Raw genomic sequence first — 26,904 nt, 5'->3', positions numbered from 1 at the left:
AACATTTCACTTCGCCTTCACGAGTCCTGCCATGCGTCGCCACCTGCTTGCTGCTGCCATTCTGTTCGCCGTCCACACCGCCCAGGCCGCGGACGAACCCACCCTCCCCACCCTCCAGGTCCAGGCCTCCCAGCCCTCGCGCATCGACAGCCGGGTCACCGTCGACAATCCGCAGGCGCAGAACCGCACCCTCGGCGGCCTGCTCGAACACGTCTCCGGCGTGCAGAACAGTGCTTTCGGGCCGAACGCGGGCGCCCCGGTCATCCGCAGCCTCAGCGGCAACCGCGTGCAGATCCTGCAGGACGGCCAGTCCATCCTCGGCATGAACGCGATCAGCGGCGACATCAACATTCCGTTCGATCCACTGTTCGTGCGCAGCGTCACCGTCAACAAGTCCTCGGACACGGTGCGCTATGGCGGCAATGCGATCGGCGGCAGCGTCGAGATCGATTCGGGCCTGATCTCGCGCAGCATGGAAGACAAGGACCAGTCGATGGAACTGGTCCTGCGCAAGGGCTTCAATGCCGCCGATGCGCAGGGCTTCCGCATGAACTTCAACAACCAGCGCAACCTCTCGACCAACCTGCAGGTCTCGCGCCAGCGCATCTCGCACTACGACATCCCCGGCAACAGCAAGGCCCGTGTCTGCAACACCCGACTGTTCCCGCCGACCGGCGGCGTCAACTCGGCGCTGGCCGACAGCTGCCAGAAGGAAGCACGCGTACAGCAGATCTACAACAAGGCCTCGCAGCCTTACATCGATCAGTTCATGACCGAGAATCCTGACTGGGCCGATGGTGAATTCTCGTTCTACACCAATAACCCGACCTCGGTCTGGCAGCGCCGCACTTATATCAACCCGGTCAATCCTGCCTATGTCGCCGGCACGCCGTCATACGTGCAGAAGCAGATCAACAATGATGTGACGCCCGACTACCATCATCGGCTGGGCAACAGCCATGCGCGCAACTCGCAGGTGGCCTTCGGCTCGACCCTGTTCTTTGACCGCGGCTACGTCGGTGTCAGCATCGATGCCAAGGACAGCGAGTACGGCGTGCCGGGCTTCTCGATGCAGAACCTGTCGTTCGGTTCCAACCATGCCGATAGCCTGCCGGTGGGCGTGGTGATCAAGCAGCAGCGCTACGCGCTGGAAGCCCTGCTGCGTGATCCGCTGCCGTGGTTCGAGCGCGCGGAACTCCGCGTGTCCAGACTGGACAACACTTCAGGCGAGCGGCTGGGTACCACCAGGGCAAACGACTACGATTTCGAGAGCACCCAGGCCGAGTTGCTGCTCAGCCATCAACGCGTCGGCCCGCTCAGCGGCCTGGTCGGTTTCAGCCACCAGTCGCGTGATGTCACCGGCAGCGGCTCGCAGCGCTACCTGCCGGACGTGGACACCCGCAGCAATGCGGTATTCCTGAAGGAAACGGTGGACGTCGGCTGGGTTACCTTCGATGCTGGCGTACGCCACGAACGGGTCGACCACGCACTACAGCCCAGCCGCTTCAAGACCGCGCGCAATGCCGCCAACACGAAACTGCAGGACCGCGACTACCGGCTCAACAGCTACAGCCTCGGCTCGTACGTCGAGCTCGGCCCCTTGTTCGCGGCCAAGGTCCGTTACTCATCCTCACAGCGCGCCCCGGAGATCAACGAGCTGTATGCCAGCAACGCGCACTATTCGGTGATGACACAGGAAGAAGGCAACCAGAACCTGGAACCGGAGCGTGCGAAGAACCTGGAACTGACCGGCCTGTTCCACCTCGGCGGTTTCGAGCTGTCCGCCACCGCGTACCGGATGCGGTACGAGAACTACCTCTATCTCGGCTATTCCGGCCTGCAGACCGCCAACCGCCTGCCGCTGAAGTACTGGAAGCAGACCGACACCACGGTGAAGGGCTTCGAGATCGACGCGTCGCAGGCATTGGACCTGGGCCGCTATGGCACGTTGAACGTCTCCGCCTTCGCCGACCTGGTGAAGAACAAGGCCGACCACCCGGATTCGCTGCGCGCCCACAACGACGGCGAGTATCTGCCGAACATGCCGACCAACCGCTACGGCGCCAACCTGCAGTGGCAGCGCGAAGGCTGGAAGGCACAACTGTCCAGCACCTACTACGACGCGCAGAAGTACCTGGGTCGCAATGTCAGTGAGGAAATTCCGCTCGACGCATTCAACCTGGTCGACCTGCAGGTCAGCCGCGAACTTCCAGTGCGCAACAGCTACATCGCAGGCGTGGAAGTGTTCGTCAATGGCAGCAACCTGCTCAATGAAGAAGCGCGGCCGCACAACTCGCCGCTGAAGTACATCGCGCCCCTGCCGGGGCGGGGCTTCCAGGTCGGCGTGACGATACGGCTCTGAAGGCCGGCCATAAAGAAAAACGCCTGCAGATCGAGGATCTGCAGGCGCTTCTTTGTATCTGGCGGAGTGAGAGGGATTCGAACCCTCGATAGAGCTTTTGACCCTATACTCCCTTAGCAGGGGAGCCCCTTCGGCCACTCGGGCATCACTCCGGGGTATTCTCCGCGTCTGGTGCGTTGCACCTCAGCGGGGCGTGAATCATAACGTTAATCGAGTGCGAAGGTAAAGCGTTATTCGGCAGAATTTTCGCTACCGGTGCCACCGGCTTCATCACCACGCTGGATGCGCTGGTAGATCTCTTCGCGATGCACAGCGACGTCCTTCGGCGCAGTGATGCCGATACGCACCTGGTTACCCTTGACGCCAAGCACGGTGACGCTCACCGAGTCACCGATCATCAGGGTTTCGCCGACGCGGCGAGTCAGGATCAACATTTTTGTAAGTCTCCATGGAACCGTGTGGAAGGGTATCCCCCACCGGCTTGACGCTCCGTCAAGAAGCGCTACCACGACAAAGGGAAAAGATTCGCAATGGTACCGTCAGCCGTCCCGCTCCTACAAGGAGGGGGACGGCCAGGTTCATCACAGGCGGGGGCTGACCCATTCGACGACTGCAGCCAGCGCAGTGGCAAGGGCGGGCCCGTCCTCGCCACCACCCTGGGCGAGGTCCGGGCGTCCGCCGCCCTTGCCCCCGATCTGACCGGCGATATGGGACAACAGTTCCCCGGCCTTGACTTTGCCCATTGCGCTGCCGTTCACACCCGCGACCAGGGCGGCCTTGCCGTCCTGGGCACCGGCCAGCACGATCACCGCGTCGCCCAGCTGCTGCTTCAGGCGGTCCATGGCGTCACGCAGGGCCTTGGCGTCGAAGCCCTCCAGGCGGGCAGCCAGCACCTTCACGCCGGCGACCTCGACAGCCTGACCGGACAGGTCGGCCGTGGCACCGGCCGCGACCTTGGCCTTCACGGCCTCCAGTTCGCGTTCCAGCTGCTTCTGGCGCTGGCCGAGGGCACGGATCTTCTCGACCACGTCGGCAGCGCTGCCACCGAGCAGTTCAGCGGCCTCGGCCAGGCGGGCCTCTTCGGCGTCCACGTAGTCCAGGGCGCCCTGGCCGGTAACCGCCTCGATGCGGCGCACGCCGGCGGAAACACCGCCCTCGGAGGTGATCTTGAACAGACCGATGTCGCCGGTACGGTTGACGTGGGTGCCACCGCACAGCTCGGTGGAGTAGTCACCCATCTTCAGCACGCGCACGTGCTCACCGTACTTCTCGCCGAACAGGGCCATCGCGCCGAAGTCCAGCGCTTCCTGCATGGCCATGGTGTGCACTTCAGCGGCGTTGTTGGCACGCACCTGCTGGTTGACCTTGCGCTCGATCACCGCCAGCTCTTCCGCGCTGATCGGCTGGAAGTGCGAGAAGTCGAAACGCAGGCGGTCCGGCGCGACCAGCGAGCCCTTCTGCTGCACGTGGGTGCCCAGCACTTCGCGCAGCGCGGCGTGCAGCAGGTGGGTGGCCGAGTGGTTGAGGATGGTGGCGCCACGGCGCTCGCCATCGACCTGGCCGGACAGTACATCGCCGACCTTCAGGCCGCCTTCGGACAAGGTGCCGACGTGGCCATGGAACTGGCCGGCGAACTTCTGGGTGTCCTCCACCGCCAGGCGCACGCCGTTGCCGGCCAGCACGCCGGTGTCACCGACCTGGCCGCCGGATTCGGCATAGAACGGGGTCTGGTTGGTGATGACGATGACCGAATCACCGGCATCGGCCGACTGCACCGGACGACCGTCCTTGAGCAGGGCCAGCACGCTCAGGCCGTCGGCCTGCAGGCGGTCATAGCCCAGGAACAGGGTCGGGCTCAGCGTTGCCACCAGCTCGGCCGGCAGGGTCACGCCGCCGCCGAACTTGCCGGCCGCCCGTGCGGTTTCGCGCTGCTGTTCCATCGCGGCATCGAAGCCGGCGATGTCGACGGTCAGGTCGCGCTCGCGCGCGATGTCCTGGGTCAGGTCGAGCGGGAAGCCATAAGTGTCGTACAGGCGGAACGCGTCAACGCCCGGGATCACGCCATTGCTGGCCTTGCCGGCCACGTCCTCGAAGATCTTCATGCCGGCGTCGAGGGTTTCGGCGAAACGCTCTTCTTCGGCCTGCAGCGCACGGGTGACGGTGTCCACCGCCGCCGGCAGCTCTGGATAGGCCTCGCCCATCTGCTCGACCAGGGTCGGCACCAGCTTGCTGAAGAACGGCTGGCGCACACCCAGCATCCAGCCATGGCGCAGGGCGCGGCGGATGATACGGCGCAGCACGTAACCGCGGCCTTCGTTGGACGGCAGCACGCCATCGACGATCAGGAACGAACAGGCACGGATGTGGTCGGCAATCACGCGCAGCGACTTGTTCTCCAGGTCGGCGGTGCCGGTCAGCTCGGAAGCCTTGCGGATCAGCGCCTGGAACAGGTCGATCTCATAGTTGGTGTGCACGTGCTGCAGGATCGCCGCCAGGCGCTCCAGGCCCATGCCGGTATCCACGCACGGCGCCGGCAGCGGCACCAGGGTGCCGTCGGGCTGGCGGTCGAACTGCATGAACACCAGGTTCCAGATCTCGATGAAACGGTCGCCGTCTTCGTCCGGGGAACCCGGGGGACCACCGGCAATATGATCACCGTGGTCGTAGAAGATCTCGGTGCACGGGCCGCACGGGCCGGTGTCGGCCATCTGCCAGAAGTTGTCCGAAGCGAACGGCGCGCCCTTGTTGTCGCCGATGCGTACGATGCGCTCTTCCGGAACGCCGACCATGTCGCGCCACAGTTCGTAGGCTTCGTCGTCGGTCTGGTACACGGTGACCAGCAGGCGTTCGGCCGGCAGCTTCCAGACCTGGGTCAGCAGCTCCCAGGCCCAGGCGATCGCGTCCTTCTTGAAGTAGTCGCCGAACGACCAGTTGCCCAGCATTTCGAAGAAGGTGTGGTGGCGCGCGGTGTAGCCGACCTGGTCGAGGTCGTTGTGCTTGCCGCCCGCGCGCAGGCAGCGCTGCACGTCGGCCGCGCGCACGTAGCTGCGCTTTTCCGCGCCAAGGAACACGTCCTTGAACTGCACCATGCCGGAGTTGGTGAACAGCAGGGTAGGATCATTGCCCGGCACCAGCGGCGCCGACGGCACGATGGTGTGGCCTTTACCCTTGAAGAATTCAAGGAAGTCGCTGCGGATCTGGGATGTCGTGAATTTGGCGGATGCGTTCATTGGGGGCTGGCAGTCTGCGGGCCGGCGGACCCGGACCACCGGCCGCGTTGGCCAGGGTCGCGAGGGACCGCCGAAAACCTAAAGGGTATCAGGCCCGGCGCCGCCAGTCTCAGTCATCCGGGTCGTAGCGGGTCGCGCGGCGGATGCTGTCGCCGTCGAAGCCCCGCCGGGCCAGCAGATCGGCAGCCTTGCGCCGCTGCGTCAGGTCCTGCGGGCCGGCCTCGCCAAAGCGTCGGCGGACCAGATCACGGGCGTTTTCCTGCCAGTCGCCTTCGTAGCTGTCCATCGCTGCGGCAATCGCGGCACTGTCCAGGCCATGGGTCCCCAGCTCGGCGCGGACATGGATCGGCCCATAACCGGTGTTGGCGCGCATCCTCACCAGGTTCTCGGCAAAACGGGTGTCGTCCTGCCAGCCGGCCTCGGTCAACTTGGCGACAGCGGCCTGCGCGGCTTCGTCTTCGATGCCACGGGCCGTCAGCTTGCGGGTGAGTTCCTTGCGCGAGTGCTCGCGGCGGACCAGCAGGCCCAACGCCCGTTGCACGGGGGTCTGCTCACGAGGCCGGCGCTTGCGGCCGGTCGGAATGTCTTCGGCGTCGGACATGGGTACTCCAAGGGTGGCGCCATCCGTGGCGCCCAGCCCATCCCTGGGCGATTCGAACCTGCGGGACAGGGCGACGTCACTGACGGCGCCACCCTGCCCCACAGCAAGCCTTATTCGTCTTCGCCTTCGTCGTCGCCTTCCTCGCGGGCCGCTTCGGCCGGCTGGAATTTCTCGCGCAGCTCGGCCTCGAGCTTGGCGGCGACAGTCGGGTTGTCGCGCAGGTAGCCGCGGGCGTTGTCCTTGCCCTGGCCAATGCGTTCTTCACCGTAGCTGTACCAGGCGCCAGCCTTCTCCACCAGCTTGGCATCCACACCCATGTCGATCAGCTCGCCTTCACGGCTGATGCCTTCGCCATACAGGATTTCGGTGATGACCTGCTTGAACGGAGGCGCCAGCTTGTTCTTGACGACCTTGATCTTGGTCTGGTTACCGATGATCTCGTCACCCTTCTTGATCGCGCCGATACGGCGGATGTCCAGGCGGACCGAGGCGTAGAACTTGAGCGCGTTGCCACCGGTGGTGGTTTCCGGGCTCTGGCCCGGCATCATCACGCCGATCTTCATGCGCAGCTGGTTGATGAAGATCACCAGGGTGTTGGAGCGCTTGATGTTGCCGGTCAGCTTGCGCAGCGCCTGGCTCATCAGGCGGGCCTGCAGGCCTGGCAGCTGGTCGCCCATCTCGCCTTCGATTTCGGCCTTCGGGGTCAGCGCGGCAACCGAGTCGATCACCAGGATGTCCACCGAACCCGAACGGACCAGCATGTCGGCGATTTCCAGCGCCTGCTCACCGGTGTCCGGCTGCGACAGCAGCAGGTCGTCCACGTTCACGCCCAGCTTGGCGGCGTAGATCGGGTCCAGCGCGTGCTCGGCGTCGATGAAGGCCGCGGTGCCGCCCATCTTCTGGCATTCGGCGATGGCCTGCAGGGTCAAGGTGGTCTTGCCCGAGGATTCCGGCCCGTAGATCTCAACGACACGGCCCTTTGGCAGACCACCAATGCCCAGCGCGATGTCGAGCATCAGCGAACCGGTCGGGATGGCTTCGACGGGCTCGACCACGCGGTCGCCCATGCGCATCACCGAGCCCTTGCCGAACTGCTTTTCGATCTGGCCCAGAGCTGCAGCGAGGGCGCGCTTCTTGTTCTCGTCCATCGGATTGGTCCTTGCAGAGGTCGTGTCGTTGGAGGTGCTGTCTTTGGGGGTCTTCTTTGCCATGGGCTCACTTTAAGTCGGACGTATCGCACAGGCTGAGATTCTGCCCGGCGCTCTGAAAAGAATTATCGGACATCCGTACCAACCTCAGTGGAACCAGAGAATCGCCACAAAAGACCGCGGGGTAATGCGCTACGGAACGGGTCAACGGTTGGGCCGCAACAGGCCGCAATAGAGGCCCTCGATCGCGAAGTCCTGATCCGGCAGCACCTCGATCGGCTTGTAGTCGGGATTGCGCGGCAGCAGGCGGATGCGATCCTTGGCGATCTTCAGCAGCTTGACCGTGATCTCGTCATCGATGCGGGCCACCACGATCTGCCCGGAATGGGCGTCGCGGGTGCGGTGCACGCCGATCAGGTCACCGTCGAAGATGCCCTCATCGATCATCGAGTCGCCCTGCACCTTCAGCAGGTAGTCCGGCGCCGGCGAGAAGAACACCCGGTCCAGCACCACGAAATCGTCCGAGCCGATGTCGGCACCGATCGGCAGGCCGGCCGCAACCCGGCCCAGCACCGGCAGCCGCAGCACGCTGTCGGCCAGGCCCGGCTCGGCCAGCTTCTCGACCGGCGGTGCCTGCACCAGGCGGATGCCGCGGGCCTGACCCGGGATGCGACGGATCGCACCGGCCTGCTCCAGGGCTTCCAGGTGGTACTGGGCCGCGCGCACGCCCTTGAAGCCGAATGCGCGTGCGATTTCAGCCTGCGACGGCGGTGCGCCTTCGCTCTCGATACGCTCGGCGATCAACTGCAGGATCGCGTGCTGGGTGTCGGTCAGGTCCATGGTTAGTAGTATTACTACTAATATGCGCGACTGCAAGTGCCGGGGCGATACGGGATGGTGCGTGCCTGTTGGGCCGAGGCACGCTTGGCAAGCGCGCGAACGCCCGGCCGGCGGGCAAAAGCAAATGCAGCCGACTGGCAGTCGGCTCTACAGGAATCGCTGTGCGATTCCGCGGTTCCCAGCGGGAACCGCTGCGGCAAGCACACTAGGTGTGCTTGCCGCTTCTCCATATCGAAACCAGGATCCATACGCCGCAGAAGCCGGCGCCGATGAATCCGCACACGCCCAGCGCCAGCAACCAGCGGCTGGAAACCCCGCCGACGCTGTGCATCACGATCGACGAGCCGATGATCAGCGCGGCCGTGATCACGCCCACCACCAGTCGGTTCGCGGCCCGGTTCACCTGCTCGCCAAAGCCCTGCAGCGCGGTGGTCTCCACCTTCAGCTGGAGGCGCCCACGGCGCGCCGCCTGGACCAGCTTGCGCAGGTCGCGCGGCAACTCGCCAGCGAAGTCGACCAGGCCCAACAGGCTGCGCCGGCCGCGCTTGAGCAGCGCCCTGGGCGCATAACGCTGCAGCACCACACGCTCCAGGAACGGGCGGGCGGCGCTGGCCATGTCGAAATCCGGATCCAGCTGCCGGCCCATGCCTTCCAGGGTCAGGAAGGCCTTGATCATCAGTGCCAGGTCGGCCGGCAGGGTCAGGCTGTAGCTGCGCAGCAGCTGGGTGATGTCGCCCAGCATCAGGCCGATGCGCAGGTCCTTCAGCGGCACGCCACGGTACTGGTCGACGAACTGGCTGATGTCGTGCTGCAGCCGGTTCTCGTCCACTTCCACGCCGCCGGCCCAGTCCAGCAGCACGTCGGCCACGCCCTGCGGGTCCTGCTCGACCAGGCCGTGCAGCAGTTGCGCGACCTGGAAGCGGCGCACTTCGGACAGCGCGCCGACCATGCCGAAATCGATCACGCCGATGCGGCCGTCACGCAGGTAGATGATGTTGCCGGGGTGTGGATCGGCGTGGAAGCTGCCGTCCTCCAGCACCATCTTCAGCACGATGCCGGCACCACGCCGCGCCAGCTCGCGCCGGTCCAGGCCCGCCGCATCGACGCCGGCCAGATCGCGGCCGGGAATGCCGTCGACGAAGTCCTGCACGTTCAGGCTCTCGCAGGTCCACTGCCAGTGCACCTTCGGAATCAGTATGTCGTCACGGCCGCTGAAGTGGCGCGCGATGCGTTCGGCATTGCGGCATTCGGCGGCAAAATCCAGCTCACGGCGCAGCGATACGGTGAACTGCTGCACGACCTCGGCCGGGCGATAGCGACGCAGGTCCGGCAACCGGGCCTCGACGATCTCGGCCAGCCGCGCCAGCAGCCGCAGGTCGGCCTCGACCACGTCGCGGATGCCGGGACGCCGCACCTTCAGCACCACCTCACGACCATCGTGCAGCCGGGCGCGATGGGCCTGCGCCAGCGAGGCGGCGGCCATCGGGGTTTCGTCAAGGAAGGCGAATACCTCCGCCGGCGACGCGCCCAGGTCGGCTTCGAGCTGCCCGCGGATCTCGGCGTACGGCAGGGCCGGCACCGCGTTCTGCAGTTCGGACAGCTCGGCAATCCACTCCGGCGGCAACAGGTCGACGCGCGTTGCCAGCACCTGGCCAAGCTTGACGAAGGTCGGGCCAAGATCCTGCATCGCACTGCGCACGCGCACCGGTGCGGTCATCCGCAGCAGTTCCTGCCGGTCCTCGTTCCAGTGCAACAGGCGCCCTGCCCGCTCCAGCGTGCTGGCCAGGCCGATGCGCCGAACCACGTCGCCGAAGCCGTAGCGGATCAGGACAACGGCGATTTCCTGCAGTCGGCCCAGGTCACGGACCGTGCCCAGCGTTTCCCACATCATGCGTGCTCCGGACGGTTACCGGAGCAGCATGTCACAGCTGGGCGTCGATACCGCGCAATGCCGCCGCCACGGTTTGCCGGCGGATGGCTTCGCGGTCGCCATCGAACTGGAACAGCTCGGCGCGGGCGTAGCCACCGCGGCGCTTCCAGCCGATCCAGACACTGCCGACTGGCTTGTCCGGACTGCCACCGCCGGGGCCGGCGATACCGGTCACCGCCACGGCGATGCCGGCACCGGAATTGACCAGCGCACCGGACACCATCTCCAGAACGGTTTCGCGACTGACCGCGCCGAACTGTTCCAGCGTCTGCGCACGCACGCCCAGCAGGCGCTGCTTGGCTTCATAGCTGTAGACCACCATGCCGCAGTCGAAGAACGCCGAAGAACCGGCGATGTCGGTCATGCACTTGGCGATCCAGCCGCCACTGCAGCTTTCGGCCGTGACCAGCTGCAGCGAGGCCTGTTGCAGGCGCTGCCCGAGCGCGGCGGACTGGGCATTGAGATCGGCGTCGGTGGGGATGGACATCGGCATGACGGTGGGGTGAAGAACCCCGTTGTACCGCAGATGACAGCCGGATGTCGCGCCCCTCCGGCACGATTGCGTTGCCGGCCAGCGGCCGGCACCACCAGCCATGGGCCGCTAGCTCACCACTCCGGCAGTTTCTCCGGCAGCAGCGCCCGGATCGGCGCGCCATCGGCACTGGCGGCCAGCTTCTCGGCTTCGGCAATCGGCAGGTCCACCTGCAGCAGCCAGCCCTCTTCATCGGCCTGTTCGCTGCGGATCACTTCCAGCTGGTGCAGGCGCGCACGCAGGCGGCCGGCATCCGGCGGCAGGCGCAATTCACCGGTCACGTGCTGCAGGCCAAGGCGCTTGCCCAGCACTGCCTGCAGCAGCTCAAGGCCCTGCCCGTCACGCGCGGAAATCCAGACACGTTCACGACGCGACTCGTCGGGCACGCCATCCTGGCCATCGTGGCGGACGTCGGCGCCGTCGATGCGGTCGATCTTGTTGAACACCAGCAGCTGCGGCAGGTCACCGGCACCGACCGCGGTCAGCACCTCGTCCACCTGGGCGATGCGCTCCTCGCGGTGCGGATCGGCGGCGTCGACCACATGCAGCAGGAAATCGGCCTCGCGTGCCTCGGACAGCGTCGAGCGGAACGCGGCGACCAGATCATGCGGCAGGTCGCGGACGAAACCGACGGTGTCGGCCAGCACCACGCTGCCGCCCGGGACCGCGATGCGGCGCACGGTCGGATCCAGCGTGGCGAACAGCTGGTCGGCGGCATAGGCCTCGGCGCCGGTCATGGCGTTGAACAGGGTCGATTTGCCGGCGTTGGTGTAGCCCACCAGGGCCACGCGCGGCAGCTCGCTGCGCACACGCGCACGGCGCATCTGGGTGCGCTGCACTTCAACCTTCTCCAGGCGCTTCTGCAGCTGCTCGACCCGCTTCTGCAACAGGCGGCGGTCGGTTTCCAGCTGGGTTTCACCCGGGCCACGCAGGCCGATCGAACCGCCGCGCTGGCGCTCCAGGTGGGTCCAGCCGCGAACCAATCGCGTAGCCAAGTGACGCAGCTGCGCCAGCTCGACCTGCAGCTTGCCCTCGTGGCTGTGTGCACGCTGGGCAAAGATGTCCAGGATCAGACCGGTGCGGTCGATCACCCGGCGCTCGAGGAAGCGTTCCAGGTTGCGCTCCTGACCCGGGCTCAGCGCATGGTTGACCAGGATCAGGTCGGCGCCACTGGCATCGGCCGCGGCCTTGATCTCGTCCAGCTTGCCGCTGCCGATCAGGGTTGACGGATTCGGACGGTCCAGGCGCGCGGTGATCGTCGCGGCGATGCTGGCCCCAGCCGAGCGGGCCAGATCACCGAACTCTTCCAGCACATCGTCTTCCAGCTTGCCGAAATGGGGCTGGATCAACAGGGCGTGTTCGCCCTTTTTCGAGCGGTCAAACATTCACCGCTCCGGTATTACTCGTCTGCTTCATCACCTGCCTGACCACCTTCACCCGACTGCACGTAACCACCGCCCGGACCGACCTTCACGTTGCGTGCCGGAACCACCGTGGAAATGGCGTGCTTGTAGACCATCTGACTGACCGTGTTGCGCAGCAGGACCACGAACTGGTCGAACGACTCGATCGTGCCCTGCAGCTTGATGCCGTTCACCAGGTACACCGAAACCGGCACGCGCTCGCGCCGCAGTGCGTTCAAGAAAGGATCCTGCAGCGATTGCCCCTTGGACATTGCACACTCCTGATTATTGTTCTTATTGGGTTGCCGACGGTTGCCACGGCCCCCGAGCCGCCCGCCGACCGATGATGTTACACGGCTGGCGGGGGTTCAGCGTGCGACGAAGGCCGACACCGCGCCGGCAAGGCGCTCCTGGTCGATATGGGGGTCGAACCAGCGCGCATCAAGCTCGCCGCGCAGCCACGTCAGCTGGCGCTTGGCCAGCTGGCGGGTGGCGAAGATCGCCTTGTCACGGAAACGGGCGGCATCCCCCTCCCCGTCCAGGTACTCCCAGGCCTGGCGATAGCCGACCGCACGCACCGCCGGCAGGTCCAACGGGGCCTCCACGGCGGCCATTTCCGGCATCGCGCGCAGTGCCCGCACTTCGTCCAGGAAGCCCTGCGCCAGCATGGTGTCGAAGCGCGCCTCGATGCGCTGGTGCAGTACCACGCGGTCACGCGGGGCCAGGATCAGCTTGAGGGTGCGCACCGGCAGCCGCGCTACGCCCGGACGGCGCTGCCATTCAGTGATGGGCGTACCGGTCAGGCGATAGACCTCCAGTGCCCGCTGGATGCGTTGCGGGTCGGTGGCATGGATGCGTGCCGCGGCGGCCGGATCGACCTCGGCCAGCTCTGCGTGCAATGCCGCCCAGCCCCGCTCGGCCGCCTCGGTGCTGAGTGCTTCGCGCATCACCGGGTCGGCCTCCGGCATCGGCGACAGGCCCTGCAGCAGGGCCCGGAAGTACAGCCCCGTGCCACCTGCCAGGATCGGCGTTTTGCCGCGTGCCACGATGTCGGCCACGACCCGGCCGGCATCGGCGGCGAACTCGGCCGCCGAGTAGGTCTGCCACGGATCGCGCAGGTCCAGCAGATGGTGCGGCGCCTGCGCACGCTCGGCCGCATCAGGCTTGGCCGAGCCGATGTCCAGGTGGCGGTATACCAGCGCCGAATCGACGCTGACGATTTCGCCGTCCAGTTGCTGTGCCAAAGCGATTGCGGTGGCGGTCTTGCCACTGGCGGTCGGCCCCATCACGGCGATCGCCAGCGGCCGCCGATCGACGCCCATCAGTCTTCGTCCGGCCAGCGGATCGTCGGCGCAGCGTCGGCACGGGGCGTCGGCACGGCCTCCACTGCCTGCCAGATCTTCAGCGCATCGACGGTGGCCGCCACGTCATGCACGCGCACGATGCGCGCGCCACGTTGGACCGCGATCAGGTGCGCGGCCACCGAAGCCGCCACGCGTTCGGAGGGCGTGTCGCGGCCAGTGAGTTCTCCCAGGCTGCGCTTGCGTGACAGGCCGGCCAGCACCGGCACCCCCAGTTCCAGGAAGCGCTCCGAACGCGCCAGCAGGGTCATGTTGTGGGCGGTGCTCTTGCCGAAGCCAAAACCAAGGTCGATCAGCAGGTTCTTCTTCGCAATGCCCGCCATCTCGGCAGCGAACAGGCGCTGCACCAGGAACCCGTGCACCTCGGCGACCACGTCGTCGTAGTGCGGATCGGCCTGCATGTGGCCCGGCTCGCCCTGCATGTGCATCAGCACCACCGGCACGCCGGTTTCGGCGGCAGCTTCAAGCGCACCGCCCTGGCGCAGGGCGAAGATGTCGTTGATCATGCCAGCGCCAGCGGCCACCGCCGCGCGCATCACCTCCGGCTTGAAGGTATCGATGCTGATCGGCACCCGGGTGCGGGCGGCCAGCTGCTCGATTACCGGAATCACCCGGCGCAGCTCCTCCTCGACCGAGACCGGCGCAGCGCCCGGACGGGTCGATTCGCCGCCGATATCGAGCAGGTCGGCGCCCTCCTCGACCAGCTTCAGGCCATGGGCGACCGCAGCCTCGGTGGTGTCATGCGCGCCGCCATCGGAGAAGGAGTCCGGGGTGACGTTGACGATGCCCATGACCCGGGCACGGTCGAGGCGCAGGATGCGGCCGGCGCAATCGAGCTGGGGCGAGGTATCGAACATGGGCAATCCTGCAGGGACGACGGCGGGTAGTTTAGTTCGGCAGGGCGGCGCCCTGCACCCGCAGAGGCCCGGGCTACAGCAACAGCCGGAGCAACAGCAGGTGTACTGAGGGATGGCGTGGGGTCAGATCCGTTTTCCTACGGAAAACGGATCTGACCCCGAATTGATTCGATATCTGGCAGAGATTCATCCACGCATGGCGTGGATCTACCGTGTCGACCAAGGTCGACACCTGCCAACAGCGGCCGGAATCTGTCAGAGGTGGGGCGGTGTCGGAGGGCGGGGTGTCAGCCGTATGGATGCGGCTGCCAAGCCCCCATGGATGGGTTCACGGCGTCCCCGCACTCCGACACCGCCCCGCCAACCCACGGAATGTTGCTGTTGCTGTTGCTGCTGAGGTTGCCGGCCAGCGGCCGGCACTACCGCGGGTGCAGGGCGCAGCCCTGCCGCGGCGCCGTCAACGCCGCCGACGCTTGCGGTCCACGTACAGGGTTCTGGCGATGCTCAGCACGATGCCGACACCGATCCCCACCACGCAGCCCAGCAGCAGGTTGTCGGCGCCCAGCCCTACGCCCACGCCGACCACGGTGGCGATGATCATTTCGGCGGTGTGGGAAATCGGTTCAGGCTTCGGGGCGGACATGCAGGCTCCAGCATCAGTTCGGTTCGGAAGGGGCCGAAGGCCCGGAAACGACAAGGCCGGGTTTCCCCGGCCTCGTCTGGTGTTACGTGCAGCGGGCCGTCAATGCGATTCGGCCGGGCCTGCGATCGGCGGCAGCGGGCGGGCGTCGCCGCCCTTGTCGTTGCCACCGTCCTTGTTCGACTTGCTCCAGCCCGCCGGCGGCGGCGGATCGCGGCCTTCCATGATGGCGTCGATCTGCGGTGCGTCGATGGTCTCGTACTGCAGCAGCAGCTGCGACATCGCATGCAGCTTGTCGATGTTCTCGGTCAACAGCTGGGTGGTGCGGGCATAGGCCTTGTCGAGGATGTTGCGCACTTCCTCGTCGATCCGGCGCGCCGTGTCGTTGGACACGCTCTTGTGCTGGGTGACCGAACGCCCCAGGAACACCTCGTCGTCCTCTTCGCCATAGGCGATCGGGCCGAGCTGCTCCGACAGGCCCCACTTGGTGACCATGTTGCGGGCCATCTTGGTTGCGCGCTCGATGTCGTTGGAGGCGCCGGTGGTGACCTTGTCCTCGCCGAAGATGAGCTCTTCGGCGACACGGCCGCCGTACAGGGAGCACAGCTGCGACTGGATCGCCACGCGGTTCATCGAGTACTTGTCGCCTTCCGGCAGGTACATCGTCACGCCCAGCGCACGGCCGCGCGGAATGATGGTGACCTTGTAGACCGGATCGTGCTCGGGCACCAGGCGGCCGACGATGGCGTGACCCGCTTCGTGGTACGCGGTCAGGGTCTTCTCGTCCTCGCTCATGGCCATCGAGCGGCGCTCGGCACCCATCAGGATCTTGTCGCGGGCACGGTCGAAGTGGTCCATGCGGACTTCCTTCTCGTTGCCGCGCGCGGCGAACAGGGCCGCCTCGTTGCAGAGGTTGGCCAGGTCGGCGCCGGAGAAGCCCGGGGTACCACGTGCGATCACCATCGGCTCGACGTCGTCGGCCAGCGGCAGCTTGCGCATGTGGACCTTCAGGATGTGCTCGCGGCCCTTCACGTCCGGCAGGCCGACCACCACCTGGCGATCGAAACGGCCCGGACGCAGCAGCGCCGGATCCAGCACGTCCGGACGGTTGGTCGCCGCGATCACGATCACGCCTTCGCCGCCTTCAAAACCATCCATCTCGACCAGCAGCTGGTTCAGGGTCTGCTCGCGCTCGTCATGACCACCGCCCAGGCCTGCGCCACGGTGGCGACCGACGGCGTCGATTTCGTCGATGAAGATGATGCACGGGGCGTGCTTCTTGGCCTGCTCGAACATGTCACGCACGCGGCTGGCACCCACGCCGACGAACATTTCCACGAAGTCCGAACCGGAGATCGAGAAGAACGGCACCTTGGCTTCGCCGGCAATGGCCTTGGCCAGCAGCGTCTTGCCGGTGCCCGGCGGGCCCACCATCAGCACGCCGCGCGGAATCTTGCCGCCCAGCTTGGTGAACTTGGACGGGTCGCGCAGGAAGTCGACCAGCTCACCCACTTCTTCCTTGGCCTCGTCGCAGCCGGCGACGTCGGCGAAGGTGACCTTGATCTGGTCCTCGCCCTGCAGCTTGGCGCGCGACTTGCCGAAGGACATCGCGCCCTTGGCACCGCCGCCGCCGCCCTGCATCTGGCGCATGATGAACAACCAGAAGCCGATGATCAGGATGACCGGCAGGAAATTCATCAGGATCGCGCCCAGGGAAATGCCGCTGGACGGCTCCTCCTGCACGATCTCCACGTTCTTGGTGCGCAGCACGTTGATCAGGTCACGATCGAACGGCGCGGTGATGGTGGACGACTGCCCACCGCGGGTGGTGTAGGTCAGCTGGCTGGTGCCGCCGCGCATGTCGCCGCCGAAGGCGACCTTCTGCACGTTGCCGCTGTCCACCTGGTCCAGGAACTGCGAGTACGACGCGCCCTGCGCGCCGGCCCCGGAGGACTTCGGCGAGAAGCTCTGGAAGACCACCATCAGCACGACGGCGACGACCACCCATAGCAGGAGGTTCTTGGTCAAGTCGTTCATCCTCATTGGCTCCGGTGTTCCTCTCAGTGCTGGCGTTGCGTGGGGGTCGAACTTGCGTACGTTGCGAGCTTACTTCATGTGGGCGCGTTTTCCCTGACCCAAGGCATACACCTCGGGAGAGCGCTTGCGCGACGCCTCCGGCTTGCGGATGGAGACCTTGTCGTAACGGCGGCGCATGTCGCGCACGTAGTCGTCAAAGCCCTCACCCTGGAACAGCTTGATCAGGAACGCCCCACCGGTCTTCAGGTGGTTGTCGGCAAAATCCAGGGCCAGCTCCGCCAGGTGCATCATCCGCGGCTGGTCGACCGCGCCTACACCACTCTTATTGGGGGCCATGTCCGACAGCACAAGGTCTACCGGCTGATCCCCGAGCATGGCTTCAAACTGCGATAGGACGGCTTCTTCCCTGAAGTCACCATGAAGGAACTCCACGCCGGCCAGCGGCGGCATGTCCAGGATGTCCAGCGCCAGCACACGACCGGTGTCCCCGATCTGTCTCCGAACCTGCTGAGACCAGCCGCCGGGGGCCGCGCCAAGGTCGACCACCACCATGTGCGGCTTCAGCAGGCGGTCACGTTCGAGCAGCTCCTCGAGCTTGTAGGCGGCGCGCGAGCGCATGCCCTCAGCCTGCGCCTTCTTCACGAAGGGGTCGGAGAAGTGTTCCTTGAGCCAGCGCTGGCTGCTTTTGCTGCGGGTAGCCATTGAAAATAGGGGCTGATGGGGTCCTCATGATACCCTGATCGTCCCATTCAACCGTGTTTTCCTGCATGTCCATCGCCCTGACCGCCTCCCAGACCCGTTTCCTGCGCGGCCAAGCCCACGACCTGAAGGCCCTGCTGCAGACCGGCGGCAAGGGTGTGACCCCAGCCTTCATCGCTGAGCTGAACGAAGTGCTGGAGCGCCACGAACTGGTCAAGGTGAAGGTCGCCGCAGAGGATCGCGACGCCCGTGACGCGATGATCGGCGAGATCGTCGAAGCCACCGAAAGCGCGCTGGTGCAACGCATCGGCCACGTCGCGGTGCTGTACCGCCCGAGCAAGGAACAGCGCCAGATCGTGCTGCCGCGCGGCTGATCGTCCTACCGTCATGCAGCTGAACCACGAACCGCCGGATTACGCCTACAGCCTGCGTGCCGCAGATGGCCGCTCGGCCAAGGTGAATGACCAGGTGCTGGGCGGCAGTTTCTTCCTCACCCCGGACCAACTGGTCACGCACTGGCCGGTGGCAAGTGCCGCCGCGCTGCAGTTGGCGGACCTGGAGCCGATCCTGGTGCTGAATCCGGCGCTGATCGTGCTCGGCACGGGAGACCGTCAGGTATTCCCGCCCGCGGTGGTGATGGCCGCCTGTCTGTCGCGTGGCATCGGCCTGGAGGTGATGAACAATCCGGCCGCCGCGCGCACCTTCAACATTCTGGCCGGCGAAGGCCGCAAGGTCGCGGCCGCCTTCATCCTGGAAGGCTGAGGTCGAGCCGCCGGGTGCGCCCGGGCGCTAGCTGCCCGAAGGTGTGCAGCGGAACGCGGAGAACGCCTGCAGCCGACCGATCAGGTTGCCACCCTGCCCCCAGCGGATATCCATGACCTTCCAGTCCGGGCCCTGCCGCTGCAGCAGGACCCGGTCGGTCCAGCGATAGTCGCCCACGGCCATGTCGACATGGACCCAGGTGGCGTCACCGCTCGATCCGGGCGCTCCCACCGTTATCGTCTCCGGCCGGTCCGGCGCCAACAGATACGGGCTCTGGTCGAGCATGTGCGGCTTCTCATCGGGCGCGGCCAGTGCGGTGCAGGCCTGTTCATATGCACGCTGCGCATCGATGGCTGAGCGGAGGGCATCACCCAGCAGCGGAGCAATCGCCGTTTCGTTCAACTGCGGCGCCTGGATGGCGTCGTAGAGGCGAGTGACCACGTCACGTGGATCGCTGGCGGCGGTCGCCAACGGCGCGGCGATGAGCAGCGCGAAAAGGGCTGTTGGGCGAGACATGCGGCACCGGATCGGGAGGCTGGTTCCGTTGAAGCATGCCGCTTCCCTGGCTCGTCGGGAAGCTTGAGATGTGCCACTCAAAGTCGCAAACGGCCACCCAGGGCGGCCAGCGTACAGCGAGTGGAGCATGGCTCGACGCTACAGGTCGGCAACGCCGCGCATTGCCCGGCGCCGCCCGTCCCACTGCCTCAACGCGCCGGCAGGTACTGCTGCGGGTCGACCGGCTTGCCGTTGTAGCGGGTGAGCCGGCGGTGTTTGCGGCCCATGGGCCGCACCGTCGGCAAACGCCCGGCGCGCTGCGCCGGGCCGGGGATCCGCCCAGATGGCGAATCGACGATCAGCGTGCCAGCAGGTACTGCTGCGGGTCGACCGGCTTGCCGTTGTAGCGGATCTCGAAGTGGACCATGTCGCGGTTCGCACCGGTGCGGCCCATCTCGGCGATCTGCTCACCGGCCTTCACGCTCTGCCCCTCATTCACCAGGCGCTTGCGGTTGTGGCCATAGGCCGACAGCCACTGGTCGCTGTGCTTGATGATGATCAGCTCGCCGTAGCCGACCAGGCCGGCGCCGGAGTACACCACCACACCGTTGGCGGTGGCCTTGACCGGCTGGCCGCTGGTACCGGCGATGTCCACGCCCTGCTTGGTCGCATCGCCGGCAACGTAGCGGCCGACGATCGCGCCATCGGCCGGCCAGCGCCAGGCGATGTTGCTCTTCACCGGACCGGCCGGCGCCGGAGTTGGCGCCGTGCTGCCGGCGCTGCTGCCACCCGAGCGCGGCGCGGTGACCACCGTGGTCGGCGCGCGGCCGCCGCTGGCACCGGCCGGATACAGCCGGATCACCTGCCCCGGATGGATGGTCGAGGGGTTGTCCAGGCTGTTCCAGGCAATCAGGTCGGCCGGGGTGATGTCATGGATGCGGGCCAGCGCATAGATGGTGTCGCCCTTGCGCACCACCACGGTCTGCCCGGGCTTGGGCACCGAGGTCTTCGGCGTGGTCACACCACCACCGGTGCTGCCACCACCAGGACGAACCACAGTGGCGGTGCCGCAGGCGGCCAGGGTGGAAACCAGCAACGCCAGCGCGCCGATGCGCACTCCCTTGCTCAGACGATCAGGACTCATGCGAACTTCGACCTCCATACAAGCCAGGCGATCAGCACCACCACCAACGCGGTGGCGATCCAGCCCAGCGGTTCAATCCAGCGACGCAGTGCCGCTTCAGCACGCGCACCACCGATACGGATGACCGCAGCCAGCACGAACACGCGCTTGCCGCGACCGATCAGCATGCTCAACAGGTACTGCGGCATCGGTACGCCGACGATACCCGATGCCCACGTGAAGACCTTCATCGGGATGGGCATGAAGCCGCCCAGCACCAGGAAGGTGAACACCGCCCACGGCGATTCGGCCATCTTCGCCTGCACGGTGGTGATGCCCTGCTCGATCGCCGGCAGCATGCCCAGCACTTCAAACAGCGGCTTGATCGCCTCGAAAGCGTAGTGACCCAGCGCGTAGCCGACCAGCGCACCGACCATCGAGCCGGCCAGGCTGAGGGTGGCAAACCACCAGCCGCGCTTGGGCTGGGCCACGCACATCGGCGCCAGCATCACCTCCGGCATCACCGGGAAGATGATCGCCTCGAAGAAGCTCAACACCGTCAGGTAGGTCGGCGCGCGTTCGTGCGCCGCCCACTTCATCGCCCGCTCGTACAGCGGCCCGAAAATCTTCATGCAACCCTGCTCCGTGGATTAGTCGAGCATGCCAGACAGCAGCGGCACGAACGTGACCGGCGCCAGCACGTGTTGTTCGATGCTGCCGTCGGCCTTGCGGTCCAGCTGTACCAGCGACTGCGCCCCAGGGCCACCGACCGGCGCCACCAGGCGGCCGCCTTCGGCCAGCTGCTCGATCAGGGCGTCGACCAGTGCCGGCGCCGCCGCAGTGACCACGATGGCATCGAACGGGCCGTGCTCGGGCCAGCCGACGCGGCCGTCGTCGTGCTTGGTGCGGATGTTCATGCCCAGCGCACGGAAGCGCTTGCGGGCCTGGCGCAGCAGATCACCAATGCGCTCCACGGTGTAGACCTCCAGGCCCAACGCGCCAAGGATGGCGGCCTGGTAGCCGGAACCGGTACCGACTTCCAGCACCCGCTTCGGCGCGACCTGGAGCACTGCCTCGGTCATACGCGCAACCACCCAGGGCTGCGAGATGGTCTGGCCATGGCCGATCGGCAGCGCGGTGTCTTCATAGGCACGCGAGGCCAGGGCTTCATCGATGAACAGATGGCGCGGCACCACCCGGATCGCGTTCAAGGTCGGCTCGTCGACGATGCCGGCTTCGCGCAGGCGGTCGACCAGGCGGTCACGCACGCGCTGCGAGGTCATGCCGATACCGACGGCTTCCGGCTGCAATCGCAGGCGTGGGCTCATGCCGGCTGGTCCAGCGCGGCGCTGAGGCCGCCGACCCAGCTGGCGACCTTCTCCAGCGCCTGGTAGCGGGTGAGGTCGACCTGGATCGGGGTGATCGAGATGTGGCCGGTGCGCACCGCGTGGAAATCGGTACCTGGACCGGAATCCTGCTCACGGCCGGCAGGGCCGATCCAGTACACCTCGTTGCCGCGCGGATCCTTCTGCGCGATGCAGCCTTCGGCACGATGGCGGTTGCCGAGGCGGGTGACCTCGAAGCCCTTGACCTCGCTCCACGGCAGGTCCGGCACGTTGACGTTGAGGATGGTGTCGGCCGGCAGCGGATCGGCCTTGAGCCGGGCGACAATCTCCACCGCAGCACGCGCGGCGGTCTCGAAGTGCTTCGGATCGTGGTTGCGGCTGACCAGCGAGACCGCCACCGCCGGCAGGCCGAGGAAGCGACCTTCCATCGCCGCCGAGACGGTGCCGGAATAGATCACGTCGTCGCCGAGATTGGCGGCGTTGTTGATGCCGGACACGACAATGTCAGGCTCGAATTCAAGCAGGCCGGTCAGCGCCAGGTGCACGCAGTCGGTGGGTGTACCGGCCACCGAAACGGTGTAATGGTCGATGCGCTTGAGCCGGATCGGCAGGTCCAGGGTCAGCGAGTTGCTGGCGCCGGAACGATCGCGGTCGGGCGCAACCACCGTGACTTCGTGACCGGCCTCGCGCAGGACCGCGGCAAGCATCCGGATGCCTGCGGCGTCGACACCATCGTCATTGCTGACCAGGATTCGCATCTTCGATTTAACCGCTTGATTTTCCAAGAATTCGATTCCATCACCGTGCAGTGTGGGCGGGACCGTCGCGCTCCCCTGCGGAAGCGGTCGACCCTGCAAGGGCATCGTCTATTGTGCCGCATGCGGGCCGCCGGTCCTACCCTGTCAGCGGTCACGGCCGACATCGAACCGTCATAGGCAGACCTGCGCCGGCGGTTTACCCTGTGCGCATGTCGCACCCTGATGACGAAGATCCGGCCGCCTTGTTCCGTGCGGCCATCGGCGAAGTGAAGCCGCTGCGCAAGGATGCCGAGCCGGCACCTGCCGCGCCCCGGCCGAAACCGCGTGCGCGCATGGCCGAGCGTGACGAGGCCGAAGCCGCCGGCGAGTTCGCCCGGCTGCTGCGCGACAGTGCGCCACTGGAAGCCGGCGACGTGGCCAGCTATCGCCGCGACAACCTGCCACCACGCCTGTTCCAGCGCCTCAAGCGCGGCCAGTACTCGGTGCAGGACGAACTGGATCTGCACGGCGCCACCGCCGCACAGGCCGAAGCCCTGCTACGCCAGTTCCTGCTGGAAGCGCATGCACACGAGTACGGCTGCGTGCGCATCATCCACGGCAAGGGACTGCAGTCCGATGGCGGCGCACCGGTGCTGAAGAACCTGGTCGATCGCCTGCTGCGGCTGCGCAACGACGTGCTGGCATTCCATTCGGCACCGACCGGACAAGGCGGCACCGGCGCGGTACTGGTGCTGCTGGCGCGGCGTTGAAAAGGGGACGGAGGGAATTAAGTCGTTTGTGCCACAAACGACTTAATTCCCTCCGTCCCCTTTTTTTCCGTCCCCTTTTTTTCTGTCAGGCCTGCGAGGCGTCTTCGACGGGGCCGAGCTCGTGCAGTACGGCGGTGGCGTAGCAGCCTGGCGGCAACGCGAACGACAGTTCCAGCACGTCGTCGGCCAGCCACTGGTGCTGCAGCAGCGCCGGACGCAGGCGCAACGCGCGGCGCTCCTGCTTCAGGCGCGCATCTTCCAGGCCGGCCCGCAGTGCCTTCGACTCGTCGTCGTCCAGCGCGGCCAGCTCCAGCTCACGCGCAGCGTCGGTGCTGCGCAGCTCGCCTTCGCCCCACAACGGCGCGCTGGGATGGATGTCGAAACGCGCCAGCCGCTCGGCCAGCACATCCGTGTACGGCTCGGGGCCGAACACGCTGCGACTGCCATCGAGCATCCAGACTTCGCCATCGAGCGGCTGGTCCCAGCTGCCCTGCTCCACGCGCGCGGCCAGCACGCGGTTGAACAGCGCCGAACGGGCTGCAGAGAGCAGCAGCGAACGCTGGTCCTTGCGCATGCGGCGGCCACCGAACATCGCCAGTGCAGCCGGCACGTTGCCACCGTCGCGGCCGAAACGCTGTTCACCAAACCAGTTCGGCAGGCCGCGCGCGGCAATCTGCTGCAGGCGCTCGCTGATCGCGGCGGCATCGCCCTGCACCTCGCGCAGCACCAGCTTGAAGCGGTTGCCGGCCAGTGCGCCGCGCTGCAGCTTGCGGTTGTGCCAGGTTGCCTCGATGACTTCGATTTCGTCACTGGCCAACTCGGCCAGGTCCGGCGCAATGCGCTTGGGCAGGTGCACGCTGAAACGCTGGGTGGTGACCGCGTGGCGGTCTTTCATGCCGGCGTAACTCACCGCCATTTCCGGCAGGCCCGCCCATTTTGCCAGTACCTTGGCCACATGCACGGTGTTGGCGCCGCGCTTGCGGATGTGCAGCAGCAGATGCTCGCCTTCACCGCTCGCCTCGAACGCCGGCAGTTCATCCACCTGGAAATCGTCCGGCGTGGTGCGGATGCGCGCCGTCAACAACGGCGCACCAAACGCCAACGGCAGCGGGATCATGCCGCCACCAGCAACACGACCGCCTGCGCGGCGATGCCTTCACCACGGCCGGTGAAGCCCAGCTTCTCCGAGGTGGTGGCCTTGACGCTGACCGCGTCCAGCGGCAGCTGCAGCAACCCACCGATGCGCTCACGCATCGCAAGCGCATGCGGGCCGACCTTCGGCCGCTCGCAGATCACGGTGATGTCGGTGTTGCCGACGCGCCAGCCGCGCTCACGCAGCAGGCTGTCGCAGTGGCGCACGAACTCGCTGCTGTCGGCCCCCTTCCAGCGGTCGTCACTGGGCGGGAAATGCTGGCCGATATCGCCCAGCGCCAGTGCGCCGAGCATGGCATCGCAGAGGGCGTGCAGGATCACGTCGCCGTCGCTGTGTGCAAGCACGCCGCAGCTGTGCGGCACGTTCACTCCGCCAAGCATGATGTGGTCGCCTTCACCGAAGGCATGGACGTCGTAGCCCTGGCCGATGCGGACGGGCGGGAACGGTGCGGTGCTCATGGATGCAACCCTTGCTGCAGGGCCGCGCGGACGGTCAGCCGGCGCGGCGGGAAAGTACGAATTCAAACCGGTCCAGATCGGCCGGGGTGGTGACCTTGAAGTTGTCCTCGCTGCCTTCCACCAGCAGCGGGCGCTGGCCCTGGCGCTCCATGGCCATGGCCTCATCGGTGACTTCAACACCGGCGGCGGCGGCTTCGGACAGCGCGCGGCTGAGCTGGTGGCGGCGGAACAGTTGTGGTGTCAGTGCGCGCCACAGCCGCTCGCGCGGCTCGGTGCCATCGATGCCACCGTCGTCGCCCGCACGCTTGAGGGTGTCGCGTACCGGTGCGGCCAGGATCGCCCCGACCGGATCGGCACGACCGACTTCAAGCAGGCGGCCGAGATCGACCAGGGACAGGTTCGGCCGCGCGGCATCGTGGACCAGCACGAATTCATCAGCGCGCACCGTCTCCGGCAGCGCCTGCAGGCCAGCCAGCACCGAAGCGGCACGGGTCGCGCCACCGATGCAGGTGAGCACCGGCTTGCCCGCCCACTCGTTCCAGCCGGGCCAGTCGGCGTCGTCCGGGCCGATCACTACCATTGCCCCGGCTACGGCCGGATGCGCCAGCAGGGCGTCCAGGGTATGGGCGAGCAGGATCTGCCCGCCCGCCTGCAGGTACTGCTTGGGCAACGGCGCGCCAAAGCGGGTGCCACGGCCAGCAGCCGGAACCACGACCCAGATCGCCGCACTCATGGCACGTCCGCCGGGTGGTCGCCAACCTGCGCACTGACACCTGCCGCAGGCTGCGCCGGGTGCACCGGCGCATCCTCGACCACGCGATAGAACTTCTCGCCGGGCTTGATCATGCCCAGCTCGCTGCGCGCGCGTTCCTCGATGGCGGACTGGCCTTCCTTGAGGTCCTTCACTTCCGCAGCGAGCGCATCATTGCGCTGCTGCAGGCCCTCATTGTCCCGCTCCTGGTTGGCGACCTGGGCTTCGAGCATCATCACTTCACCCGAATTGCCCGGACCAAACCAGAAGCGGTACTGCAGCCAGCCCAGCAACAGGGCCAGCACCAGCAGCATCCAGCGCCAGTCGCGCATCGGCTCAGCGCTTCAGCGAAACGAACGCGTCACGACCGGCGTAACGCGCGCCGGCGCCGAGGGCTTCCTCGATGCGCAGCAGCTGGTTGTACTTGGCCACGCGATCGCTGCGGCACAGCGAACCGGTCTTGATCTGGGTGGCGGTTGTGGCCACTGCGATGTCGGCGATGGTGGTGTCTTCGGTTTCGCCCGAACGGTGCGAGACCACGGCGGCGTAGCCGGCACGATCGGCCATGGCGATCGCTTCCAGGGTTTCGCTGAGAGTGCCGATCTGGTTGACCTTGATCAGGATCGCATTGGCAGTGCCCGAGTCGATGCCTTCCTGGAAGATCTTCGGGTTGGTCACGAACAGGTCGTCGCCAACCAGCTGCACCTTCTTGCCGATGCGGTCGGTCAGCAGCTTCCAGCCGGCCCAGTCGTTCTCGGCCAGGCCATCTTCAATCGTGATGATCGGGTACTGCGCGGCCCAGTCGGCGAGGAAGTCGACGAACTGCTCGGAGGTCAGGCGCTTGTTCTCGCCGACCAGGTTGTACTTGCCGTTCTCGAAGAACTCGCTGGAGGCCACGTCCAGGCCCAGCAGCACGTCTTCACCGGCGGTGTAGCCCGCCTTGCCGATCGCTTCGAGAATGGTGTCCAGCGCTTCGACGTTGCTGCGGAAGTCCGGCGCGAAGCCACCTTCGTCGCCGACCGCGGTGCTCAGGCCGTGGCCCTTCAGCACCGACTTCAGCGAATGGAAGATTTCGGTACCGGCACGCAGCGCTTCGGAGAACGAGGTGAAGCCGACCGGCAGCACCATGAACTCCTGGAAGTCAACGTTGTTGTCGGCATGCGCGCCGCCATTGATGATGTTCATCATCGGCACCGGCAGCGCCGGGGTCACGCCGGTCCTGGCAGCCAGGTACTGCCACAGTGCCTGCTTGTTCGATGCAGCGGCGGCATGCGCGGCGGCCATTGAAACACCCAGCAGCGCGTTGGCACCCAGGCGGCCCTTGTTCTCGGTGCCGTCCAGATCGATCAGGCGACGGTCGAGGCCGGCCTGGTCGGTGGCCTCAAAACCCTTCAGCGCGGCGGCAATCGTGGTGTTGACGTTGTCGACGGCCTTGCGCACGCCCTTGCCCAGATAACGGGTCTTGTCACCGTCACGCAGCTCGACCGCTTCCTTGGTGCCGGTCGAGGCGCCGGAGGGAACCGCGGCACGACCGAACGAACCGTCCTCCAGAATGACTTCGGCTTCCAGCGTGGGGTTGCCACGGCTGTCAAGGATTTCACGGGCGTGGATGCTGCGGATCGTACTCATGGTCGGGCCGGTTACCTGTCTGGAGAGGGGGCGACAAAAC

Annotated in this window: 28 protein-coding genes and 1 tRNA gene; 4 read left to right on the top strand and 25 right to left on the bottom strand. The window is 66.4% G+C overall.

Translation table 11 applies throughout. The features are described from left to right. The first annotated feature begins 31 nt into the window (after positions 1-31). Positions 32-2,362, top strand: a complete 2,331-nt coding sequence (locus VG556_RS07265) for a TonB-dependent receptor (protein WP_111144279.1) — start codon at positions 32-34, stop codon at positions 2,360-2,362. 59 nt (positions 2,363-2,421) lie between these two features. Here VG556_RS07265 and VG556_RS07260 read toward each other — a convergent pair. The 15 genes from VG556_RS07260 to rlmE form a co-directional block, all read right to left on the bottom strand. Further along, positions 2,422-2,514, bottom strand: a tRNA-Ser gene (locus VG556_RS07260). 78 nt (positions 2,515-2,592) lie between these two features. Then, positions 2,593-2,796, bottom strand: coding sequence for a carbon storage regulator CsrA (gene csrA, locus VG556_RS07255; protein ID WP_004152909.1), 204 nt, complete (start codon positions 2,794-2,796; stop codon positions 2,593-2,595). 147 nt (positions 2,797-2,943) lie between these two features. After that, positions 2,944-5,592: an alanine--tRNA ligase gene (gene alaS, locus VG556_RS07250; protein WP_014646721.1), complete on the bottom strand. Its 2,649-nt coding sequence runs from the start codon at positions 5,590-5,592 to the stop codon at positions 2,944-2,946. Between the two features lie 109 nt (positions 5,593-5,701). After that, positions 5,702-6,193 carry a recombination regulator RecX gene (recX, locus tag VG556_RS07245; RefSeq protein WP_005409024.1) on the bottom strand — a complete coding sequence of 164 codons (492 nt, stop codon included), beginning with the start codon at positions 6,191-6,193 and terminating at the stop codon, positions 5,702-5,704. Between the two features lie 110 nt (positions 6,194-6,303). Continuing rightward, on the bottom strand, positions 6,304-7,341 hold the full coding sequence (recA, locus tag VG556_RS07240) for a recombinase RecA (RefSeq protein ID WP_005412937.1): 1,038 nt from the start codon (positions 7,339-7,341) through the stop codon (positions 6,304-6,306). Between the two features lie 204 nt (positions 7,342-7,545). Then, on the bottom strand, positions 7,546-8,181 hold the full coding sequence (gene lexA / locus VG556_RS07235) for a transcriptional repressor LexA (protein WP_049405707.1): 636 nt from the start codon (positions 8,179-8,181) through the stop codon (positions 7,546-7,548). A 205-nt stretch (positions 8,182-8,386) separates the two neighbouring features. After that, entirely contained in the window at positions 8,387-10,069 is a 1,683-nt protein-coding gene (ubiB, locus tag VG556_RS07230) for a 2-polyprenylphenol 6-hydroxylase (RefSeq protein WP_049418894.1), read from the bottom strand. 34 nt (positions 10,070-10,103) lie between these two features. Beyond that, positions 10,104-10,598, bottom strand: a complete 495-nt coding sequence (locus tag VG556_RS07225) for a CinA family protein (RefSeq protein WP_005409020.1) — start codon at positions 10,596-10,598, stop codon at positions 10,104-10,106. 119 nt (positions 10,599-10,717) lie between these two features. Next, complete coding sequence (gene hflX, locus VG556_RS07220; RefSeq protein WP_049405705.1) at positions 10,718-12,028, bottom strand: ribosome rescue GTPase HflX; 1,311 nt, start codon at positions 12,026-12,028, stop codon at positions 10,718-10,720. Between the two features lie 14 nt (positions 12,029-12,042). Then, positions 12,043-12,318 carry an RNA chaperone Hfq gene (gene hfq / locus VG556_RS07215; protein ID WP_004152891.1) on the bottom strand — a complete coding sequence of 92 codons (276 nt, stop codon included), beginning with the start codon at positions 12,316-12,318 and terminating at the stop codon, positions 12,043-12,045. Between the two features lie 96 nt (positions 12,319-12,414). After that, positions 12,415-13,368 (bottom strand): tRNA (adenosine(37)-N6)-dimethylallyltransferase MiaA, encoded by a 954-nt coding sequence (miaA, locus tag VG556_RS07210; protein ID WP_049405702.1) that lies wholly within the window; start codon positions 13,366-13,368, stop codon positions 12,415-12,417. Beyond that, the gene (folP, locus tag VG556_RS07205; RefSeq protein WP_049405700.1) at positions 13,368-14,264 is read right to left on the bottom strand and encodes a dihydropteroate synthase; all 897 of its coding nucleotides are present in this window, start codon (positions 14,262-14,264) and stop codon (positions 13,368-13,370) included. Before folP ends, miaA begins: the two co-directional genes overlap by 1 nt. Positions 14,265-14,721: 457 nt before the next feature. Further along, positions 14,722-14,907, bottom strand: coding sequence for a hypothetical protein (locus tag VG556_RS07200; RefSeq protein ID WP_014646713.1), 186 nt, complete (start codon positions 14,905-14,907; stop codon positions 14,722-14,724). A 99-nt stretch (positions 14,908-15,006) separates the two neighbouring features. Further along, complete coding sequence (ftsH, locus tag VG556_RS07195) at positions 15,007-16,941, bottom strand: ATP-dependent zinc metalloprotease FtsH (protein ID WP_005409015.1); 1,935 nt, start codon at positions 16,939-16,941, stop codon at positions 15,007-15,009. 69 nt (positions 16,942-17,010) lie between these two features. Continuing rightward, a complete protein-coding gene (rlmE, locus tag VG556_RS07190; RefSeq protein ID WP_005409014.1) occupies positions 17,011-17,643 on the bottom strand; it encodes a 23S rRNA (uridine(2552)-2'-O)-methyltransferase RlmE in 633 nt (210 codons plus the stop codon). A gap of 65 nt (positions 17,644-17,708) precedes the next feature. Here rlmE and yhbY point away from each other — a divergent pair, with 65 nt between their 5' ends. Next, on the top strand, positions 17,709-18,014 hold the full coding sequence (gene yhbY / locus VG556_RS07185) for a ribosome assembly RNA-binding protein YhbY (RefSeq protein ID WP_014646711.1): 306 nt from the start codon (positions 17,709-17,711) through the stop codon (positions 18,012-18,014). A 13-nt stretch (positions 18,015-18,027) separates the two neighbouring features. After that, positions 18,028-18,402: an Mth938-like domain-containing protein gene (locus VG556_RS07180; protein WP_049404586.1), complete on the top strand. Its 375-nt coding sequence runs from the start codon at positions 18,028-18,030 to the stop codon at positions 18,400-18,402. Positions 18,403-18,429: 27 nt separating this feature from the next. Here the strand turns inward: VG556_RS07180 and VG556_RS07175 are convergent, their stop codons facing one another. The 5 genes from VG556_RS07175 to surE form a co-directional block, all read right to left on the bottom strand. Continuing rightward, complete coding sequence (locus VG556_RS07175; RefSeq protein ID WP_100449787.1) at positions 18,430-18,918, bottom strand: hypothetical protein; 489 nt, start codon at positions 18,916-18,918, stop codon at positions 18,430-18,432. Positions 18,919-19,255: 337 nt separating this feature from the next. After that, positions 19,256-20,041, bottom strand: coding sequence for a peptidoglycan DD-metalloendopeptidase family protein (locus VG556_RS07170; RefSeq protein ID WP_100449786.1), 786 nt, complete (start codon positions 20,039-20,041; stop codon positions 19,256-19,258). Beyond that, a complete protein-coding gene (locus VG556_RS07165) occupies positions 20,038-20,652 on the bottom strand; it encodes a YqaA family protein (protein ID WP_014646707.1) in 615 nt (204 codons plus the stop codon). The genes VG556_RS07170 and VG556_RS07165 overlap by 4 nt, the downstream gene beginning before the upstream one ends. Positions 20,653-20,670: 18 nt before the next feature. Beyond that, on the bottom strand, positions 20,671-21,348 hold the full coding sequence (locus VG556_RS07160) for a protein-L-isoaspartate(D-aspartate) O-methyltransferase (protein WP_053494897.1): 678 nt from the start codon (positions 21,346-21,348) through the stop codon (positions 20,671-20,673). After that, on the bottom strand, positions 21,345-22,124 hold the full coding sequence (gene surE / locus VG556_RS07155; RefSeq protein ID WP_032959183.1) for a 5'/3'-nucleotidase SurE: 780 nt from the start codon (positions 22,122-22,124) through the stop codon (positions 21,345-21,347). Before surE ends, VG556_RS07160 begins: the two co-directional genes overlap by 4 nt. 209 nt (positions 22,125-22,333) lie before the next feature. Between surE and VG556_RS07150 the strand changes: the two genes are divergently transcribed. Continuing rightward, positions 22,334-22,873: a Smr/MutS family protein gene (locus tag VG556_RS07150; RefSeq protein ID WP_032959185.1), complete on the top strand. Its 540-nt coding sequence runs from the start codon at positions 22,334-22,336 to the stop codon at positions 22,871-22,873. An 85-nt stretch (positions 22,874-22,958) separates the two neighbouring features. Here the strand turns inward: VG556_RS07150 and truD are convergent, their stop codons facing one another. The 5 genes from truD to eno are packed head-to-tail and all read right to left on the bottom strand — an operon-like array spanning position 22,959 to position 26,864. Then, positions 22,959-23,990, bottom strand: coding sequence for a tRNA pseudouridine(13) synthase TruD (gene truD / locus VG556_RS07145; protein ID WP_049405814.1), 1,032 nt, complete (start codon positions 23,988-23,990; stop codon positions 22,959-22,961). Next, positions 23,987-24,484: a 2-C-methyl-D-erythritol 2,4-cyclodiphosphate synthase gene (gene ispF, locus VG556_RS07140; protein ID WP_014646702.1), complete on the bottom strand. Its 498-nt coding sequence runs from the start codon at positions 24,482-24,484 to the stop codon at positions 23,987-23,989. Before ispF ends, truD begins: the two co-directional genes overlap by 4 nt. Positions 24,485-24,518: 34 nt before the next feature. After that, the gene (gene ispD / locus VG556_RS07135; protein ID WP_049405812.1) at positions 24,519-25,217 is read right to left on the bottom strand and encodes a 2-C-methyl-D-erythritol 4-phosphate cytidylyltransferase; all 699 of its coding nucleotides are present in this window, start codon (positions 25,215-25,217) and stop codon (positions 24,519-24,521) included. Continuing rightward, positions 25,214-25,567, bottom strand: coding sequence for a cell division protein FtsB (ftsB, locus tag VG556_RS07130; RefSeq protein ID WP_005412924.1), 354 nt, complete (start codon positions 25,565-25,567; stop codon positions 25,214-25,216). The genes ispD and ftsB overlap by 4 nt, the downstream gene beginning before the upstream one ends. Positions 25,568-25,571: 4 nt before the next feature. Then, positions 25,572-26,864, bottom strand: a complete 1,293-nt coding sequence (eno, locus tag VG556_RS07125) for a phosphopyruvate hydratase (protein ID WP_014646700.1) — start codon at positions 26,862-26,864, stop codon at positions 25,572-25,574. Between the last annotated feature and the right edge of the window lie 40 nt (positions 26,865-26,904).

The organism is Stenotrophomonas sp. CASM106 (assembly GCF_049384825.1).
Classification (GTDB): Bacteria; Pseudomonadota; Gammaproteobacteria; order Xanthomonadales; family Xanthomonadaceae; genus Stenotrophomonas; species Stenotrophomonas muris.
The sequence above is the reverse complement of the archived record's forward strand: the minus strand, read 5'-3'. Positions and strand labels throughout refer to the sequence as shown.